The organism is Desulfuromonas versatilis (assembly GCF_019704135.1).
Taxonomy (GTDB): domain Bacteria; phylum Desulfobacterota; class Desulfuromonadia; order Desulfuromonadales; family NIT-T3; genus Desulfuromonas_A; species Desulfuromonas_A versatilis.
The window spans coordinates 3,910,154-3,928,752 of record NZ_AP024355.1; the positions used below are offsets into that span (position 1 = coordinate 3,910,154).

Genomic DNA, 18,599 nt, shown 5'->3' on the forward strand with positions numbered 1-18,599 from the left:
CTTAAAAATGTAGCCGGGTTACCAATGTCACACTGGAAACGGGGCTTTTCCAGCGGTACTTGGAGAAAGGGGATTAACGACCGGCCGGTTGAAAGGGGAGAAAATCGCGATAGGCTTTCCTGAATAGAATTAAAAATTCCAAACCGCAAGCGGTGAGTCAAAATTCCGTCTCTCCCCCCCGGCCGAGCCAGCGGAGACAACGCCTGGGGGGGGGCTCAACCAAGGGGGACCAGCCAAGCATGGTCAAAGACTGTTCAGATAGCATCCTCCGCTGCATCACCGAGGGAGATTTCGCAGCCTGGCGCACTCAGCAGGGGGCGCGGGTGGTCTGCCACCGGGGGCGCTATTGGGAAGCTCAGCCCGCGGGGTTTTTCAACGGACTGCACCTGATGGCGCGCATGGCCGCTGCCGAAACGACCAGGCCAACCCCTTTCTGCTGGGGGTATCGGGCCACCCTGCGGATGGAGGAGAGTGCCCGGGCCAACGGGGCCATGCCGGTGCATCTGCTGGGTGATGTGCAAAACTACACATTCGAAAACATCAGCTCGAGAAGGCGCAACAAGATCCGCAACTGCCGAAAACAGGCCGAAATCGTCGAATTTCTGGACCCGCAACCGCTGCTCGAGGGTGGCTACGAGGTGCTGGTTTCGGCACGCCGGCGTACCGGCTACGGCAAGATTCCGCCTGTGGAGGCATACCGCAGGGAGATGGCCGGGTATTTCGGCTCGCGCAGAGGGCTGGTTCTGGCCGCCAGGAGCGAGGGGAGGCTGTCAGGCTATATCGCGGCATTTGCGGTGGAAGGCACCGCCTATGTCCAGAGCGTGGAGCTGGCCAGCGAGGCATTGAGCACCAACATCGGCACGACCCTGGTGTTCGAACTGGTGCAGGCCTGCAGGCGCAGCGGGACCATCGACGAAATCGTGTACGGGCTGCATTCCCGCGAGGATCAGCCGCTTTGCCACTACAAGGAACAGATGGGTTTCCCAGCGGTTCAGGTTCCCGCCCGGGTCTGGTTCATCCCCCTGGCCGCAAGGCTGATCCGCAGCCTTCGGCCCCATGCCTTCTACCGGCTGACCGGCCATGACTGACCGCCGCCTCACCAGGGAGGTGCCCGGCATGCTGGTTCTCCGTCCCCAAACAATCGCCAGGGTCCTTGGCACGATCGTCCTGCTGCTGACCCTGGGTCATATCATTGGCGGGCTCTACGTCTATCTGCGCGGCTTAACGGTCATCCCCTGGGGAGTGGCCCTGTTCCATTTCGACCATGAGGCCAACCTCCCATCGCTCTACTCGGCGCTGGCCCTGTTGCTGGCCGGACTGCTCCTGCTGGCCATCGCCCATGCCGAAAAAGCCGGTCGCTGGTACCGCTACTGGCTGGGGCTCGGGCTGGTTTTTCTGTTTCTGGCCACGGACGAGGCGGTGATGATCCACGAGCAGCTGATGCCGGTGCTGAGGGAGGCCTTCGGCCTTTCCGGTCTGCTGTATTTCGCCTGGGTGATCCCCTACGGGCTTGGCCTGCTCGGGTTGCTGGTCATCTATGCCAGGTTCATCTTCTCCCTGCCGGCCAAAACCCGCAACCTGTTTCTTCTCTCGGGGGGGATTTACGTATTGGGCGCGCTGGTGATCGAGCTGTTCGAGGGGGCCCAAATGGAGGCTGCGGGGGCGAGAAACCTTCGCTACCAGGCCCTGATGAGCTGCGAGGAACTGCTGGAGATGATCGGGGTGATCCTGTTCATCTACGCGCTCAGCGATTACATCGCCGAGCGCCTGCCCGGGCTCCGGATCGGCTTCGGCAACGGCCGCTCGACCGGGGCGGGGCGCCCGGGTTCAATCCCCGAGCATGGCGCGGATCCCTGAGAAGAAGTTGTTGGCCATCGTCTCCTGCTCTTCCTCGCTGGCGGGGGGGCGGCCTTCGCTGGTCTGCGAATCGAGCAGCTCGCCGGGAATCTCCTGAAGAAAGCGACTGGGGATGCGCGGCTGCAGCTGGCCGTATTTCTTGCGCTGGGCGGCGCCGGTCAGCACCAGCTGGCGCTGGGCGCGGGTGATGCCGACGTAGCACAGGCGGCGCTCTTCCTCGACGTCGGCCCCCTGGTTGAGCACGTTCTTGTGGGGCAGAAATTCCTCCTCCATCCCCACCATGAAAACCACCGGGTACTCCAGCCCCTTGCTCGAATGCAGGCTCATCAGGGTCACCGCGTCGCGCTCGAGCTTCTTCTCCTTGCTGTCGCGGTCGGGGCGGTCCTCGTCGAGCAGCGAGACTTTTTCGAGAAAACCGGAAAGGCTCGGCTTCTCCTCCCGCTCCAGATAGGAAGCCATGGCGTTGACCACCTCTTCGAGGTTCTCCACCCGCCGGCGGGCCTTTTTCGGGTCGTCGGTCCCGCGGTAGATCTCGTCCTCGAGCTTGATCTCGGCAAAAAACTCCCGGGCCGTGTCGGCCAGGTTCGGGGTGCGGGCGAAGCGCTGGGCGTAGCGCTCCATCAGCGCTACGAAGCCGCTCACCGCCTCCTGGGCCTTCTCGCCGAGGTCCTCGATCTCGCCCGCGGCGCAGAGCACCTCCCAAAGGGGGCGCTCGCCTTCGGCCGAGGCGCGGATCAGCCGGTCGGCGGTGGTCTCGCCGATGCCGCGCTTGGGGTAGTTGAGGATGCGCAGCAGGTTGACCTCGTCGCGGCGGTTGACCAGCACCTTGAGGTAAGCCACGGCGTCCTTGACCTCCTTGCGGTCGAAAAACTGCTGGCCGCCGATCAAGACGTAGGGGATGTTCTCGTAGCGCAGCTGCTCCTCGAAGGCCCGCGACTGCACGTTGGTGCGGTAGAGGATGGCGAACTCGCGGTACTGCAGCTCGTGGCGGAAGCGTTCGGCGTGGATCCGCTCCATGACCACGCGGGCCTCGTCCTCCTCGTCCATGCAGCGGACAAGCTCGATTGGCCGCCCCTTGTCACCCGAGGTCCAGAGGGCCTTTTCCTTTCTCTGGCGGTTGTTGCCGATCACCGCGTTGGCCGCGGCGAGGATGTTGCCGGTGGAGCGGTAGTTCTGTTCGAGGCGGATGACCGCCGCGCCGGGGAAATCCTTTTCGAAGTCGAGGATGTTGCCGAGGTCGGCGCCCCGCCAGCCGTAGATCGACTGGTCGTCGTCGCCGACCACGCAGAGGTTGCGCCGCTCTCCGGCCAGAGAGCGCAGCAGCAGATACTGGGCGGCGTTGGTGTCCTGGTACTCGTCGACCATCAGGTAACGGAAGCGCTGCTGGTATTTCTCGAGCACGTCGGGGTGTTCGCGGAACAGCCGCACCGTGAGCATGATGATGTCGTCGAAATCGATGGCGTTGAAGGCCTTGAGGGCCTTCTGGTACTTGGGGTAGACCTCGGCGGCGAGGTATTCGTACTCGTCCTGGTAGCGGACGGTGTAGGATTCGGGCGGGATCAGGCGGTTCTTGGCGTCGGAGATCATCCACTGGATGCGCTCGGCGTCGTACTTCTTGCCATCCACGTTCACCGCCTGCATCAGGTCCTTGATCAGCCGCACCTGGTCGGCGGTGCCGTAGATGGAGAAGTTTTTCTTGTAGCCGAGCCGCTCGATGTCCTCCTTGAGGATGCGCACGCACAGCGAGTGGAAGGTGGAGATGATCATCCCCCGGCATTGGCGCTTGCCCACCAGCTCCTCGACCCGCTCCTTCATCTCCTTGGCGGCCTTGTTGGTGAAGGTCACGGCCAGGAGTTGCGCCGGGAGCACGCCCCGTTGGCGGATCAGGTAGCCGATGCGGAAGGTGATGACCCGGGTCTTGCCCGAGCCGGCGCCGGCGAGCAACAGCAGGGGGCCATCGGCGTGGCGCACCGCGGCGAGCTGCTCCTGGTTGAGGGTGGTCAGATCCATGAAAAAAAGCGCCCTTTAGAAATGCAAAAGACAGCGCGGCAGAAAGGGTGCCCGGCTGTCGGGGAGGTCTCCATCAGGAGGAAAAATAGCACAGGAAACTTTTTCGGGGCAAGGGGGCCGGAGGGGCATTTTCACCCCTTGATTTTTAATCCACCTTTCTGTATTTTACGCGCCATGTTTAGAATCATGGTACTCGTCATCAGTGTTGCATGGGCGTCGCTGCTGCTGGTTTCCTGGGGCGGCACTGCGGAACTGCAGTCCGGCCAGACCCCCGCCGCCCATTACCAGAACCAGGGTTACTGAGCCCCAAGGGGTTTCGTCTTTCCGCTGGCAGGCGTTCGGCAGAGCTTTCCGAACCGGACGCCACAGGTTTCTCTACCCTCCCCCGCCGCCTCAGCGGCCCTGCACCCTGCTCCCCTGCCGGGTTCCCCGGCGTTCCAGTTCGTCGTCGATCGCGTTCAGCACCTCCCACTTGTTCAACGACCAGAGCGGCGCCAGCAGTATGTCCCGCGGCCCGTCCCCGGTCAGCCGGTGAATGAGCGTCGCGGGGTGGAGCCGTTCGATGAAATCCGCCGCCAGCTCCACGTACTCGGCCTGTTCGAGAATCGGTACCTGACCCTGCCGGTACAGGTCTCCCAGGGGGGTGCCCTCGAGCACGTGCAGCAGGTGGATCTTGATGCCGTCCACCCGCAGCCGGGCCAGCTCGGCCGCGGTCTCCAGCATCATCGCCCGGTCCTCCCCGGGGAGCCCGAGAATCACATGGACGCAGAGCCGAAGGCCGCGTTCTCTGGCGCCGTGGCAGGCCTGCAGGAAGGTCGCGTAGTCGTGGCCGCGGCGCAGGTAACCAAGGGTCTTGTCGTGGATGCTCTGCAGCCCCAGCTCGAGCCAGAAATAGGTGCGCCGGTGGTACTCGCCGAGCAGGTCGAGCACCTCGGCCGGCAGGCAGTCGGGGCGGGTGCCCACGGCCATCCCCACCACCCCCTCGACGCCTAGGGCCTGGTCGTAGAGGGCGCGCAGCTGCGCCGGGGGGGCGTTGGTGTTGGAGAAGGGCTGGAAATAGGCCAGAAAGTGCCTGGCCTTGTACTTGCGCACCATGATCTCCTTGCCCCGCTCCAGTTGTTCGGTCACCGGGAATCCACGATCAATGCCCACCGCCCCCGATCCGTCGGGGTCGCAGAACAGACAGCCGGGCCGGTTGCGGGTGCCGCCCCGGTTGGGGCAGGAGAAACCGGCGTCGACGGAGATCTTGTGGACGCGGCCGCCGAAGCGCTCTTTGAGGTGGCTGGAAAAGACCTGGTAGCGTTTTTCTCTCATGGGCCGATGATGCCACCGCCGCACCGCCCAGGCAAGGACAAAGCGCCTGCGGGCGGGACCATTAGCCGCCGCTAAAGCCCATTGCAAAGCCGGCCCCGATTGTTATACTTTGGCTCGACTCGCCGGCGCATTCCGCAGCCGCTGCCTTGAGGCGGATTAGGGTGAATTGAAGTGGATCCAAGCTGTTGCTGGAACAAAGAACAGATTGCCGTCGAGGAGTGCCCTTACATCCAGGGGTGGGACCAGCAGCTGCTGCTGAACCGCAAGAGACGGTTTCTGCTGCGCTGCATCGAGTGCCCGCGTTTTCTCGAGGATCTGCGGGCGATGAACGGGCAGCTCGACGGGCTGGCGGGGCTGTTCCCCTATGCCATCGAGGAGCTGCTGGCCCTGAAGATGGAGCTTCAGTCACTGCGCAGCCTCAACGAGACGCGCAGCCGCGAGATCAAGTTCCTGCATGAAGTCAGCCTGGTGCTGCAGACCTCGGTGGACATGGACGAGGTCATCGCCATGGCCCTGACCGCGGTCACCGCCGGCCAGGGCTTCGGCCTCAACCGGGCGATCCTGCTGCTGGTCGACAAGGAGCGGCAGAACCTCAAGGGCTACTTCGCGGTGGGACCGCGTCGCCGGGAGGAGGCCGGCCGCATCTGGCAGGAGATCGCCGAACGCGACCTGACCCTGCGCGAGCTGGCCAGGCATTTTTTCGAAGAGAAGATGGCCGCCGAGCGGGAGCGCTTTCGCGACCTGCTGGAGCTGCTTTCGGTGCCGTTGAGCGACAACGGCCACCTCTTCGTGCGCACCCTCAACGAGTTGACCTCCCGGCATATTACCGATCTGCTCCGTGAACCGCACCTCACCCGCGAACAGGCCGAGGCCCTCGGGGTGCGCGAACTGATCCTGGTGCCGCTGATCAGCAAAAACCGCAGGATCGGGCTGCTGCTGGCCGACAACATCATCAACGGCCGCCCCATCAGCGGCGAGGATCTGCAGTCGCTGGAGACCTTCGCCCTGCCGGTCTCCTTCGCCATCGAGCGGGCCTCGCTCTACGAGCGGCTGCAGGAGGAGCTGGAGCGGCTGACCGACGCCAACCGCCGGCTCCAGGAGCAGCAGGAGCAGATCCTGCGCATGGAGAAAATGGCGCTGGTGGGGAAGATCGCCTCCAACATCGCCCACTCGATCCGCAACCCGCTGACCATCATCGGCGGATTTGCCCGCAGCCTGATCAAGACCACGCCCGAAGACGACCAGAAACGCCGCTACATCGAATCGATCGTGCGCGAAACCAGGCGCCTCGAGGCCGTCCTGCAGGAGGTTCTCTCCTACTCCGAATCGCTGCACCCCACCCTCGACCTCTGGGACGTCAACCAGCTGGTCACCGGGGTCTATGCCGGGATGCAGGAAGACTTCAAGCTCGCCAGGGTCACCTTTCAACTCGACCTCGAGCCGAATCTGCCCCTGGTGCACATCGACTACAAGCAGATGGCTTACTGTCTGCGCAGCATTCTCAACAACGCCCTCGAAGCCATGCCCGGCGGGGGGCTGCTGGAAATCGCCACCCGCCGCGTCGACGACCAGTTGCACCTCACCCTGAAGGACAGCGGCAGCGGCATGAGCGCCGAGACCCTGCGCTCGATCACCGCACCTTTCTTTTCGACCAAGGACCAGGGGAGCGGCCTGGGGCTGTCTCTGTGCGCGCGCATCCTCGAGGGACACGGTGCGGAGCTGGGTGTCGAAAGCCGCGAGGGCGCAGGGACGACCTTTACCATCCGACTTAAAATAACCCAGGGAGGAACCACATGACCCGACTGCTGGTGGTCGATGACGAAAGGGATATCCGGCATCTTTACGCCGCCGAACTCGAAGACGAGGGATACCAAGTGGATACCGCCGGCTCGGGCAACGAAGCCGCGGAGCTTCTGGAGAGACAGGCCTACGACCTGATCGTGCTGGACATCCAGATGAAGGGGGAGAGCGGCCTGCACATCCTGCAGAAGATCGTCAAGCAGAAATCGGACCTGCCGGTGATTCTCTGCACCGCCTTCAGCTGCTACAAGGAGGATTTTTCCTCCTGGCTGGCCGACGCCTACGTGGTGAAAAGCTCGGACCTGACCGAACTCAAGCAGGAGATCAAGCGCCTGCTGGAGAAGAAATCAAAAACTTAAAAAAGAAAAAGCGACTTAAGATTCCAGGAGCCGTGAGGGAAGATCGGTAAGGTTTTTTTCTGACTCCTGAAATCTTTTTCTGGCATTCACAAGGAGGCTCCCTCAATGAAAGCTGTCATCATGGCGGGCGGTTTCGGCACCCGCATCCATCCACTCACCATCAACCTGCCCAAGCCGATGATTCCGCTTTTCAACCGCCCGATCATGCTGCACATCGTCGAGCTGCTGAAAAAGCACGGCATCGACGAGCTGGTGCTGCTGCTCTACCACCAGCCCGAGGTCATCAAGAATTTCTTCGGCGACGGCAGCGAGTTCGGCGTGCGCATCTCCTACGTCACCCCGCTGGAGGATTTCGGCACCGCCGGGGCGGTGAAGGCGGCCTCCAAGTACCTGACCGAGCGGTTCATGATCATCAGCGGCGACCTGCTCACCGATTTCGACCTCTCGGAGGTCATGCGCTTCCACGAGCAGAACAAGGCCCTGGCCACCATCACCCTCACCTCGGTCAAGGACCCCCTGCAATTCGGGGTGGTCATCACCGACAAGCAGGGTCGCATTACCAAGTTTCTCGAGAAGCCGGGCTGGGGGGAGGTCTTCTCCGACACCATCAATACCGGGATCTACGTGCTCGAGCCCGAGGTTCTCGACCTGATCCCCACCGGTGAGAACCGCGACTGGTCCAAGGACGTCTTTCCGAAGATGCTCCAAGAGCAGATGGCCCTGCTCGGCTGCAACCTGAAGGGCTACTGGGCCGACATCGGCAACACCGACGCCTATTTGGAGGCCTGCAGCGACATCACCCAGAAAAAGGTTCAAATTGATGTGAGGGAACGCAGGGCCCGGGAAAGCAAGCCCGACATCCACTTGGGCGAAGAGACCCTGGTCGCCGCCGGCGACCTGTCCCTGCTCGAGGGGATGGTGGTGCTCGGCGACAACACCCAGGTGCTCGGCCGGGCCAAGCTGAAAAACTGCGTGGTCGGGCGCAACTGCGTCATCGAGGACGGCGCCGAACTGCAGGACGCCATCCTCTGGGACAACGTCTACGTGCGCAAGGGCAGCCGCATCACCGGCGCGGTGCTCTGCCACAACGTGCGGGTCGGCCAGGGGGTGGTCATCGAGGAGGCGGCGGTCATCGCCGACGAGACTACCATCGGCGACGAGGCCTTCATCAAAAAGGACGTCAAGGTCTGGCCGCGCAAGGTCATCGAGGGGGGCGCCATCGTCACCACCAACCTGATCTGGGGCGAGAAGTGGCGCAAGAGCCTCTTCGAGGGCGCCCAGGTGCACGGGCTGACCAACGTCGAGCTGACCCCCGAGTTCTCGGCCAAGCTCGGCGCCGCCTACGGCTCGACCCTGCCCAAGGACGCCTTCATCCTCGCCGGGCGCGACGCCATCCGCTCCTCGCGGATGCTCAAGCGCTCCTTCGTCGGCGGCCTGCTCTCCAGCGGGGTCAACGTGCGCGACGTCAAGATGATCTCCCTGCCGGTGCTGCGCTACAAGCTCTCCACCTTCGGCGAGGTCGGCGGTATCCATTTCCGCCAGTCCCCCGAGGACTCGGCAGCCACCGAGATCATCTTCTTCGACGGCGACGGCAACGAGATCTCCTCCTCCACCGCCAAGGGGATCGAGCGCATCTTCTTCAAGGAGAACTTCCGCCGCGTCCACTACTCGGAGCCGGGGGGAATTTCGGAGCTGCCGCGCATCTACGACTACTACCGCGAAGGCTACCTGCGCGCCCTCGACGGCGACATCCTGCGCAAAACCCGACCCAAGATCGTTATCGACCTCAACCATTCCCCGGCGGGGGACCTGCTGCCGGCGCTGCTCAACGAGCTGGGCTGCGAGGTGATCGAGCTCAACTCCCACGTCTTCGAGAGCAGCAGCGGCCACACCCCGGACCAGGACCAGAGATCGCTGGCGCAGCTCTCGCGCATCGTGGTCACCCTCGAGGCCACCGCAGGGGTCTGGCTCGGCCCCTCGGGGGAGCGGCTGACCCTCATCGACGAGGCCGGCGAGGTTCTCACCGACGTCGAGGCCCTGACCGTGCTGGCGGCCCTGGTCTGCCGGGCCGAGCGCAAGGGCACCCTGGTCATGCCGGTGCCGGCCCCGCACAGCGTGGAGCGGCTGGCCGCCGAATCGGGGCTCACCGTCCTGCGCGCCAAGTCGGACGGACGCTCCCTGGTCGAAGGGGCCAAGGGACGCCAGGTTCAGCTGGCCGCCTCCATGGACGGGCGCTTCGCCTTCCCCGGTTTCCAGGCCAACTTCGACGCCCTGTTCACCGTGGGCAAGACCCTCGAGCTGCTCGCCCGCACCGGCCAGAGCCTCGGCGAGATCCGCCGCACCCTGCCCAAGCGCAGCTACCGGCACGTCAAGCTCCCCTGCTCCTGGGAACTCAAGGGGGGGCTCATGCGCAAGATGAGCGAGGACTCGGTGGACCTCGAAGCCTCCTTCATCGACGGCGTCAAGGTGCAGATGGGCGATGACTGGGTGCTGATGCTCCCCGACCAGCACCGCCCCCTGGCCCACATCGTCACCGAAGCCGCCGACGCCAAGCGGGCCGACCAGCTGCTGGAGACCTACCGGCAGAAGGTCGAGAGCTGGAAGAAGGAGCTGATGGGGGCTTAGCGCCCTGTTTAGGCTCCTCCCCCTTCAAGGGGGATGCCAGGAGGGGGATGGGCCACTTCGGGGCGACCCCCATCCCCACCCCGACCCTCCCCTTGAAGGGGAGGGAGCATCAGGAACCCTTTTCACCGCTTCTAAGTTTTGAAAGTATCGCCCATGAAACCCTTGAAAGTCGCCATCCTCTGGCATATGCACCAGCCTGACTACCGGGATCCGGTTTCGGGGCGCACCCTGCTGCCCTGGACCTACCTGCATGCGGTCAAGGATTACGCAGAGATGCTGCGCACCGCCGAGCAGGTTAAAGGGGCACGGATGACCTTCAACCTGGTGCCGACCATGCTCGAGCAGCTCGAGCGCTACGCCCGGGGCGAGGCCCAGGATCTCTGGCTGGAGTCGGCGGCCCGGGATCCTGCCCACATGAGCCACGAGGAGCGCGAGTTCATCCTGGCCCAGTTTTTTTCCGTGCACTCGGAGCGCCACATCCTCCCCTACCCCCGCTACCGCGAGCTGGCCCGGCGCCGCGACACGCTGGGCAGCCAGGCCGCCCAGGGCTTTTCCGACCAGGACCTGCGCGATCTGCAGGTCTGGTTTCTGCTGGCCTGGAGCGGCCACCACCTGCGTCAGGAAGAGCAGCATGTCGCCTACCTGCACGACAAGGGCGAAAAATTCAGCGAAACCGACAAGGCCCGGCTGATCGCTCTCTACGACCGGGTGGTGGCCGGGGTGGCCGAACGCTACCGCCAGCTGGAAGCGGCCGGAACCATCGAAATCTCCGTCACCCCTTACGCCCACCCGATCCTGCCGCTGCTCTGCGGAACCGACACCGCCGCCCGGGCAACGCCGGGCATCCAGCTGCCGGCCACCGCCTTTCGCCACGCCGAGGACGGGCGCCTGCAGGTGCGCCTGGGGCTCGATTTTGTCAGTGCGCAGCTGGGGGAGCGGGCACGGGGGATGTGGCCGGCCGAAGGGGCGGTGAGCGAGGAGGGGCTGCGCATCATGCGCGAGGAGGGCGCGCTGTGGGCGGCCTCGGACGAGGGGATTCTGGCCAAGAGCCTCCCCGGCGGGCTCGGCGACCGGCGCCGGCTCTACCGGCCCTACAGCTTCGAAGGGCTGCCGCTGCTGTTTCGCGACCGCGACCTCTCGGATCGCATCGGCTTCGTCTACGCCCACTGGGATCCCCAGCGGGCCGCGGCGGACCTGCTCGGGCAGCTGCGGCGCATCGCCGAGGCGGTCCCGGGCGGGGTGGTGCCGCTGATCCTCGACGGGGAGAACTGCTGGGAGCGCTACCAGGACAACGGCCATCCCTTCCTGAGCGCGCTCTACCGCGGCCTGCTCGAGGACCGCGCCCTGGAGATGACCACCATCTCCGAGGCCATCGCCGCCAGCGAACCGGTGGCGATCGAGCGCATTGCCCCCGGCTCCTGGATCAACTCCGATTTCACCATCTGGATCGGTCATCCCGAGGAGAACACCGCCTGGGAGTGGCTCGAGCGGGGCCGCCGCGACGTTTTTGGCAAAAGCACCCTGCGGCAGGCCATCGCCGAGGCCGGCGGCGACATCCCCGAGACCGTGATGCACCTGCTGCGCGCCGAGGGGAGCGACTGGTTCTGGTGGTTCGGCGACGATCACGTCAGCGCCCAGGCCGACATCTTCGACCGGCTGTTCCGCCGCCACCTCGAAGCCCTTTACATGGAGGCCGGGCTGGCGGTCCCCCAGCACCTGCACCAGGCCATCAAGCCGCCGCTCAAACCAGGCGCGGTTCACGAGCCGACGGCGCTGTTCACCCCCACCATCGACGGGCGGATCACCGACTACTTCGAGTGGCTGGCGGCCGGTTTCGCCGACCTCTCCGCCGGCGGCGCCATGCATGCCGCCCACGGCGAATTCGAAATGCTGCACTACGGCTACGATGAGCAGAACCTCTACCTTCGCCTCGACCCCAAGGAAGAGCTGCAGGGGCTGATCGGCCCCGGCGGACGCCTGGAGGTCCGCCTCGCCGCCGGCGCTGTGTTCAGGGCCACCCTTCACCCCGGGGCGGCTTCCCTGCCGATTTTCGCCGAGGGTTCAGCCGGGGCTGTCGGCGAGGGGCGCTGCGCCTGCCGGCGCATCGTCGAGGCCGCCATCCCCCTGGCCATCCTCGAGCTGCAGGCGGGGCAGAGCTTCACCCTTTCGTTTCACCTGGTTACCGACGGCAGCGAGTCGGCCCGCTGGCCCGCCGAGGGCCCGCTCAAGCTGGTCTACCGCGGCTCCCCGCTCGGCATCGATGATTGGTATGTTTGAGGCAGGACAAAGGCTGAAGGCTCGCGCCTGGTTACTCCCGCCTCCTGAAAGGAGCATTTCGTGTCCGAACTGCGCTGGGACCCGCTGAAAAAAAACTGGGTGATTCTCGCCAACAACCGCGGCCGCCGGCCCCAGGATTTCATCATCGACCGGGAGAAGGTCGTCATGTCGGCCTGCCCGTTCTGCTACGGGCGCGAAGAGAAGACCACCCACGAGGTATTCGCCATCCGCACCGACGGCAGCCGGCCGAACACCCCTGGCTGGCGGGTGCGGGTGATTCCCAACAAGTACCCGGTACTCGGCATCGAGGGAGACCTCGACAAGCGGGGAGCGGGGCTTTACGACGTCATGAACGGCATCGGCGCCCACGAGGTGATCGTGGAAAACCCCGACCACGAGCGCAACATGGCCGACCTCAGTCCTCTGGAGATCGCCGACGTCCTCAAGGCTTACCAGGCCCGCCTGCTCGACCTGCGCCGGGACTCGCGGTTTCGCTATATCCTGATCTTCAAGAACCACGGTCTCGAGGCCGGAGCCACCATCCCCCATTCCCACTCCCAGCTGATCGCGGTGCCGGTCACCCCGCAGGCGGTCTCCACCAAGCTATCGGCCTGCCGTGAGTATTTCGAACGCAAGGAGCGCTGCCTGATCTGCGACCTGCTCAACCAGGAGCTGGCCAACGGCAGCGGTGTGGTCCGGGACGACGGCGACTACGTCGTCTACACCCCCTACGCCTCGAGCCAGGCCTTCGAAATGCGCATCGTCCCGCGCCGCCACAGCCACGATTTCGCCCTGCTCAGCGAGCAGGAGATCGCCGCCCTGGCCCGAGCGCTCAAGGACAGCCTGATGCGGCTGCGCAGCGTGCTGCGGGACCCGCCTTTCAATTTCGTGCTGCATACCGCTCCGCCCATGCACCTGCGCCTGGGGAAGCCCCATTACTGGAACTCGCTCCCCTACGATTTCCACTGGCACATCGAACTGGTGCCGCGGCTGACCCGCATCGCGGGCTTTGAGTGGGGTACCGGCTTCCATATGAACCCCACCAGGCCGGAGGACGCGGCCCGCTTTCTGCGGGAAACCGACCTTTCCGTTTCTTTCTGACCCCCCCGAAGACCCGGTGATTCCTATACTATGACCCAAGCCAACCAGCACCGCCGTGACTATTTCCCCCTGGCCCTGCAGATCTCCTCCCGGGCCCGGGAAACTTTCGAGCTTCCCGCCGAGCTGCTGCGTGAACGTCCGCCCTCCAGGCTGCGCCCGCTGCAGCAGGTGGCGGGCAGCCTCACCCGGCGCCGCCCCCGGCAACCGGCAAGTGCCGCCCAGCTCAACCTGCTGGCGCTGCTCAACGAGATCTTCCGGCTGGTCGCCGGGCGCTTTCTCGAAGCCCACCGCTGCAGCGTCGGCCGCGACGCCATCCGCATCGACGGCCAGACCCTGACCCTGCCCGCCCTCGGCCGGGCCCAGCAGGTCTTCGTCGGCCTGTTTCCGCCGGCGCAGGTTCTGCACGGCCAGCCCCAGGGCGAGTTTCTGGAGGGGGAGCAGGCCGCCGCCAACCGCCGCGACACCCTGGTGGAGCTGTTCATCCTCGCCACCCAGAGCGCCAACCCTGCGGCGCAGCGCTACAGCGAGCTGTTCGACGATGCCGAATTGAGCCGCGCCGTCGCCTACCGGCAGGCCCTGGCGGAGCTGGACAGCCGGCTGCAGCTGGTGCCGGCGGCGGGGCTGCTCGGCCGCTCGCTGCTGGCCCTGCTGCGGGCGCCCATCGAGGCCGCGCCCGACTCGCTGGCCGCCCAGGTCGCCCACATCCGCGACCACTGGGGGGAGCTGATCCCCGAAGAACTGCTGCGCGGCCTGCTGGTGGCCCTCGACGTGCTCGCCGAGGAAGAGACCATGCGCGGCTTCGGCCCCGGTCCGGCCCAGGTGCCGCTGTTCGCTGGTCCCGACCTGCATTACGCCGAGCCCGAAGCCTTCTCGGCCGACACCGCCTGGATGCCCAACGTGGTGCTGATCGCCAAGACCATCTACGTCTGGCTCGACCAGCTTTCGAAAAAATACCGCCGCCCCCTCACCCGCCTCGACCAGATTCCGGTCGAGGAACTCGACCAGCTGGCCCGCTGGGGCTTCAACTCGCTGTGGCTGATCGGCATCTGGGAGCGCTCGACCGCCTCGCAGAAGATCAAGAGAATCATGGGCAACCCCGAGGCGATGAGCTCGGCCTACTCGCTTTACGACTACATCGTGGCCGCTGACCTGGGCGGCGAGGACGCCCTGGCGGTGCTCGAACAGCGCTGCCTCGAGCGGGGCATCCGCCTGGCCAGCGACGTGGTCCCCAACCACACGGGGATCTTTTCCAGGTGGCTGGTGGAGCACCCCGACTGGTACATCCAGCTCGACCAGCCCCCCTACATCAATTACCGCTTTACCGGCCCCGACCTCAGCTACGATTCGGCAGTCAGCCTGCAGATCGAGGACGGCTACTGGAACCATTCGGACGCCGCGGTGGTCTTCAAGTACCACGACCGCCGCGACGGCCGCACCCGCTACATCTACCACGGCAACGACGGCACCCACATGCCGTGGAACGACACGGCCCAACTCAACTACCTGCTTCCCGAGGTGCGCGAGGCGATGATCCGCACCATCATCCGGGTGGCCCGGCGCTTCCGGGTGATCCGCTTCGACGCCGCCATGACCCTGGCCAAAAAACACTACCAGCGGCTCTGGTTCCCCCAGCCCGGCGGCGGCGCCGGGGTCCCCTCGCGGGCCGAGCACTGGCTGAGCCGCGAAGAGTTCGAACGGGTCTTCCCGGTGGAGTTCTGGCGCGAGGTGGTCGACCGGGTGGCCGCCGAGGTCCCCGACACCCTGCTGATCGCCGAGGCCTTCTGGCTGATGGAAGGCTATTTCGTGCGCACCCTGGGGATGCACCGGGTCTACAACAGCGCCTTCATGAACATGCTCAAGCTCGAGGAGAACGCCAAGTACCGCAGCGTCATCAAGAACATCCTCGAGTTCCAGCCGGCCATCCTGCAGCGCTTCGTCAACTTCATGAACAACCCCGACGAGGCCACGGCGGTAGAGCAATTCGGCAAGCTGGACAAGTATTTCGGTGTCGCCGTGCTGCTGGTGACCATGCCGGGGCTGCCCATGTTCGGCCACGGCCAGGTCGAGGGGCTCAAGGAAAAGTACGGCATGGAGTACCGCAAGGCCTACTGGGACGAAGCTCCCGACGAAGCCTTCATCCGCCACCACGAGGCGCAGATTTTTCCGCTGATGCACCGCCGGCGCCTGTTCAGCGGCGCCGAGAACTTCCAGCTCTACGATTTCTGGAGCGGCGGCCACGTCGACGAGAATGTCTTCGCCTACTCCAACGCCCTGGGGGAGGAGCGGGCCCTGGTCGTCTTCAACAACCACTACGGCGACACCGGCGGCTGGATCCACCACTCGGTGCAGCGCAACCTCCCCGAACCCGGCGAGGAGACCCGCCTGGTGGGCACCACCCTCGCCCAGGCCCTGGGGCTTTCCGTCCAGCCGGACCATTACCTGCGCTACCGGGACCACCGCCAGGGGCTGGAGTACCTGCTCCCCTGCGGCGAGCTGGCCGAGCAGGGGCTGCATCTGCAGCTCGGCCCCTACGAATACCGGGGGTTTCTCGATTTTAAGCAGATCCACGACGCCGACGGCCTCTGGGGCCAGCTCTGCCGGGACCTTGACGGCCGCGGCGTGCCGAGCCTCGACTGGGAGCTGCGGCGGATCCGCTACGCCCCCCTGATCCGGGCCTTCCAGGCGCTGATGGCCCTGGATTTGTTGCAGCAGCTGCCCGCCGCCCTGGCCCTCTCCGCGGCGGCCCGCAAAAAGGAGCCGGCCTGGCTGAAGTTCAGCGAGGGACTGGAGAGTTTTCTCCTGATCCTCACGCAGTTGGCGCCGCACACGGCCCCAGCCGGCCAGCAGCAACAGCGGATTTTGGCAGAAATGACCGCCCTGGCGGCCCTGGCCGGGCGCAAGGGGCGCCGCAAGGAGGAGCAGCAGGCCCTGGAACTGCTGCGCGCCCAGTTGGCCGGCGACGGATTCCCGCGCCGGGCGCTCCCCTACCTGGTGGCTCACCGGCTCGCCGAACCCGAGCCGGGCATCCGCTCGGCCCAGCGCTCGGCCGACTGGTTCGAACAGTTCCTGCTCGAGCACGCCCTGCAGCAGGCTCTGGGCGGCCCAGCCGCCGGCCGCGATGCCCACCTGGTCAGGGTGCTGATCCGCCACCAGCACTTCTGGGCCCCCGGCGGCGGGCAGCGCAATTTCGCCCGCCTGCTGCGCGACCCGCAGGTGCGCGGTTTTCTGCAGGTGAACTGGGCCGACGGGATCGAATGGTTCAACCGCGAGGCACTGGAGGAGTTGAGCGAAGGGCTGTTCACCGCGGCGGTCATCGAGGCCCGGGTTCAATTCGCCGACGATGCCCCGGGACTGCTCGCCCATCTGGTGGCGACCCACGGCGAGCTGCAGCGGCTGCAGGCGCACGCCGTCCAGGCCGGCTATCAGCTCGGCGCCTTCCTCGAACTGGTCCGCAGCGATCTGCAGGAGCGCTTCCCCCGGCCGGCCGTGGGCAAGGCCGCCAAGAAACGCAAGATCCTGCTGGTCTCCTCGGAAGTGACCCCCTTCGCCAAAAGCGGCGGGCTGGCCGACGTGGCCGGCTCGCTCCCCCAGGCGCTGCGCCGCCTGGGGCACGACGTGCGTATCATCATGCCCTTCTACCAGGCCGTCGCCCGGCGTGGCGAGACCCTGGAGAAGCGCGTCGCCAGCCTCGAGGTGGAGATCGCCGGGGCGGCGCACATCGCCAATATCCACCGCGGGGCCCTCGGCAAGGTGCCGGTCTATTTTGTGGAAAACCGCGAGTATTTCGAGCGCGAGGGGCTCTACGGCACCCCCGCCGGCGACTTTGACGACAACCACCGCCGCTTCGGCTTTTTCTGCCGGGCGGTGCTCGAGGCGCTGCCGCTACTCGACTTCCGCCCCGAGGTGATTCATCTCAACGACTGGCAGAGCGGGCTGGTGCCGGCGCTGCTGCGCAGCGAATACGGGGACGACCCCTTCTACTCGGGGACCGGCACCCTGCTGACCATCCACAACCTCGGCTACCAGGGGATGTTCGGCCGCGAGATCCTCGACGAGCTCGGCCTCGACCCGGCCCTGGGCTCGATGCACGCCCTCGAGTACTACGGCGGCCTCTCCTTCCTCAAGGGCGGCCTGATGTTTTCCGACCTGCTCAACACGGTCTCGAAAACCTACTGCCGCGAGATCCAGACCCCCGAGATGGGGATCGGCTTCGACGGCATCCTGCGCCACCGCGGCGCCGACCTTCACGGCATCGTCAACGGCATCGACCCGGGGTTCTGGAATCCCGCTGCGGACCCCGCCCTGCCCGCCCCCTACGATGCCGAGCACCTGGAGGGCAAGGCGCAGTGCAAACGGGCCCTGCAGCAGCAGCTCGGCCTGGCCGTCGACCCCTCGGTCCCCATCCTCGCCATGGTCACCCGGCTCGACACCCAGAAGGGGTTGGAGATCGTCGAGCAGGCCTGGGAGGGGCTGATGCAGCGGCACCTGCAGTTCGTGCTGCTCGGCACCGGCGATCAGAAACACATGGAGCGCTTCACCCGCCTCAAGGACCGCTACCCGGGACGGGTCTCCATCAACCTGAGCTTCGATGACGCCCTCTCAAGGCGCATCTACGCCGGCAGTGACCTGTTTCTGATGCCGAGCCTCTACGAACCCTGCGGCCTGGGGCAGCTGATCGCCCTACGCTACGGCGTGGTGCCGGTGGTGCGTGAGACCGGAGGGCTGGCCGACACCATCATCGACCCGCAGCAGGACCCGGCTCGGGCCAACGGCTTCAAGTTCCGCGAGCCCCAGGCCTGGGCCCTGCTGGGCGCCCTCGACCGGGCGCTGACCCTGCATGCCGAGCGCCAGGGGTGGCGGCAGCTGGTGCAGCACGGGATGCGGGGAAATTTTTCCTGGGAAGGCTCGGCCCAGCGCTATCTGGAGCTGTACCGCAAAGCGATCGAGAAGAGGAATGGCTGAGGATACTGAGGATAAAGAAACTCCCCCGGCAGGAGGGGAGAAGGCCGAGGGGGGCGGCTGCCGTTTTCCCGGCCTCGAGGCGCTGCAGCGCGAGGTCGAGCAGCGCATCCGCGACAACCGGCGGTTTCTGGAGAAATTTCTCGACGAGAACTACGTCGATGAAGAAGCGGAAGAGGACGACCAGGCGCCCGAGGAGGAACTGTAGGGGCACCCCTCGTGGGTACCCGGGGTTTTCGGCGTCCCATCGCCTGGTGCCTGGGGAGGTCCCACGGGAGTTGGGCAGGCACGAGGCCT

General features: G+C 65.6%; 11 protein-coding genes. 9 read left to right on the forward strand and 2 right to left on the reverse strand.

From position 1 onward, the window contains the following. Positions 1-239 precede the first annotated feature (239 nt). Entirely contained in the window at positions 240-1,088 is an 849-nt protein-coding gene (locus tag DESUT3_RS17610) for a GNAT family N-acetyltransferase (RefSeq protein WP_221249790.1), read from the forward strand. Positions 1,089-1,116: 28 nt separating this feature from the next. Then, a complete protein-coding gene (locus tag DESUT3_RS17615; protein ID WP_221249791.1) occupies positions 1,117-1,857 on the forward strand; it encodes a hypothetical protein in 741 nt (246 codons plus the stop codon). Here DESUT3_RS17615 and DESUT3_RS17620 read toward each other — a convergent pair. Together DESUT3_RS17620 and DESUT3_RS17625 are read right to left on the reverse strand one after the other, a co-directional pair. Beyond that, positions 1,828-3,867: an ATP-dependent helicase gene (locus DESUT3_RS17620; RefSeq protein WP_221249792.1), complete on the reverse strand. Its 2,040-nt coding sequence runs from the start codon at positions 3,865-3,867 to the stop codon at positions 1,828-1,830. The two genes, DESUT3_RS17615 and DESUT3_RS17620, sit on opposite strands and share 30 nt — an antisense overlap. 393 nt (positions 3,868-4,260) lie before the next feature. Continuing rightward, positions 4,261-5,181 (reverse strand): TIGR01212 family radical SAM protein, encoded by a 921-nt coding sequence (locus DESUT3_RS17625; RefSeq protein WP_221249793.1) that lies wholly within the window; start codon positions 5,179-5,181, stop codon positions 4,261-4,263. 171 nt (positions 5,182-5,352) lie between these two features. On the opposite strand from DESUT3_RS17625, the gene DESUT3_RS17630 reads away from it, so the two are divergent. The 7 genes from DESUT3_RS17630 to DESUT3_RS17665 all read left to right on the forward strand — a co-directional run bounded on the left by DESUT3_RS17630 (position 5,353) and on the right by DESUT3_RS17665 (position 18,510). After that, a complete protein-coding gene (locus DESUT3_RS17630; RefSeq protein ID WP_221249794.1) occupies positions 5,353-6,978 on the forward strand; it encodes a two-component system sensor histidine kinase NtrB in 1,626 nt (541 codons plus the stop codon). Then, positions 6,975-7,340 carry a response regulator gene (locus DESUT3_RS17635; protein WP_221249795.1) on the forward strand — a complete coding sequence of 122 codons (366 nt, stop codon included), beginning with the start codon at positions 6,975-6,977 and terminating at the stop codon, positions 7,338-7,340. The genes DESUT3_RS17630 and DESUT3_RS17635 overlap by 4 nt, the downstream gene beginning before the upstream one ends. Before the next feature lie 105 nt (positions 7,341-7,445). Continuing rightward, positions 7,446-9,965 carry a mannose-1-phosphate guanyltransferase gene (locus DESUT3_RS17640; RefSeq protein WP_221249796.1) on the forward strand — a complete coding sequence of 840 codons (2,520 nt, stop codon included), beginning with the start codon at positions 7,446-7,448 and terminating at the stop codon, positions 9,963-9,965. A gap of 153 nt (positions 9,966-10,118) precedes the next feature. Next, the gene (locus tag DESUT3_RS17645; protein ID WP_221249797.1) at positions 10,119-12,242 is read left to right on the forward strand and encodes a glycoside hydrolase family 57 protein; all 2,124 of its coding nucleotides are present in this window, start codon (positions 10,119-10,121) and stop codon (positions 12,240-12,242) included. 60 nt (positions 12,243-12,302) lie between these two features. Continuing rightward, on the forward strand, positions 12,303-13,343 hold the full coding sequence (locus tag DESUT3_RS17650) for a galactose-1-phosphate uridylyltransferase (protein WP_221249798.1): 1,041 nt from the start codon (positions 12,303-12,305) through the stop codon (positions 13,341-13,343). Between the two features lie 30 nt (positions 13,344-13,373). Next, positions 13,374-18,305 (forward strand): glycogen synthase GlgA, encoded by a 4,932-nt coding sequence (gene glgA / locus DESUT3_RS17655; protein WP_225911555.1) that lies wholly within the window; start codon positions 13,374-13,376, stop codon positions 18,303-18,305. After that, the gene (locus DESUT3_RS17665) at positions 18,298-18,510 is read left to right on the forward strand and encodes a hypothetical protein (RefSeq protein ID WP_221249799.1); all 213 of its coding nucleotides are present in this window, start codon (positions 18,298-18,300) and stop codon (positions 18,508-18,510) included. The genes glgA and DESUT3_RS17665 overlap by 8 nt, the downstream gene beginning before the upstream one ends. Positions 18,511-18,599: the final 89 nt, after the last annotated feature.

What these genes read in the sequence shown, in the direction of transcription:
- DESUT3_RS17615 (WP_221249791.1), top strand. Translation starts at nt 1,117, where the DNA reads ATGCTGGTTCTCCGTCCCCAAACAATCGCCAGGGTCCTTGGCACGATC.
- DESUT3_RS17625 (WP_221249793.1), bottom strand. Translation starts at nt 5,181, where the DNA reads ATGAGAGAAAAACGCTACCAGGTCTTTTCCAGCCACCTCAAAGAGCGC.
- glgA (WP_225911555.1), top strand. Translation starts at nt 13,374, where the DNA reads ATGACCCAAGCCAACCAGCACCGCCGTGACTATTTCCCCCTGGCCCTG.
- DESUT3_RS17665 (WP_221249799.1), top strand. Translation starts at nt 18,298, where the DNA reads ATGGCTGAGGATACTGAGGATAAAGAAACTCCCCCGGCAGGAGGGGAG.
- DESUT3_RS17620 (WP_221249792.1), bottom strand. Translation starts at nt 3,867, where the DNA reads ATGGATCTGACCACCCTCAACCAGGAGCAGCTCGCCGCGGTGCGCCAC.
- DESUT3_RS17645 (WP_221249797.1), top strand. Translation starts at nt 10,119, where the DNA reads ATGAAACCCTTGAAAGTCGCCATCCTCTGGCATATGCACCAGCCTGAC.
- DESUT3_RS17635 (WP_221249795.1), top strand. Translation starts at nt 6,975, where the DNA reads ATGACCCGACTGCTGGTGGTCGATGACGAAAGGGATATCCGGCATCTT.
- DESUT3_RS17610 (WP_221249790.1), top strand. Translation starts at nt 240, where the DNA reads ATGGTCAAAGACTGTTCAGATAGCATCCTCCGCTGCATCACCGAGGGA.
- DESUT3_RS17640 (WP_221249796.1), top strand. Translation starts at nt 7,446, where the DNA reads ATGAAAGCTGTCATCATGGCGGGCGGTTTCGGCACCCGCATCCATCCA.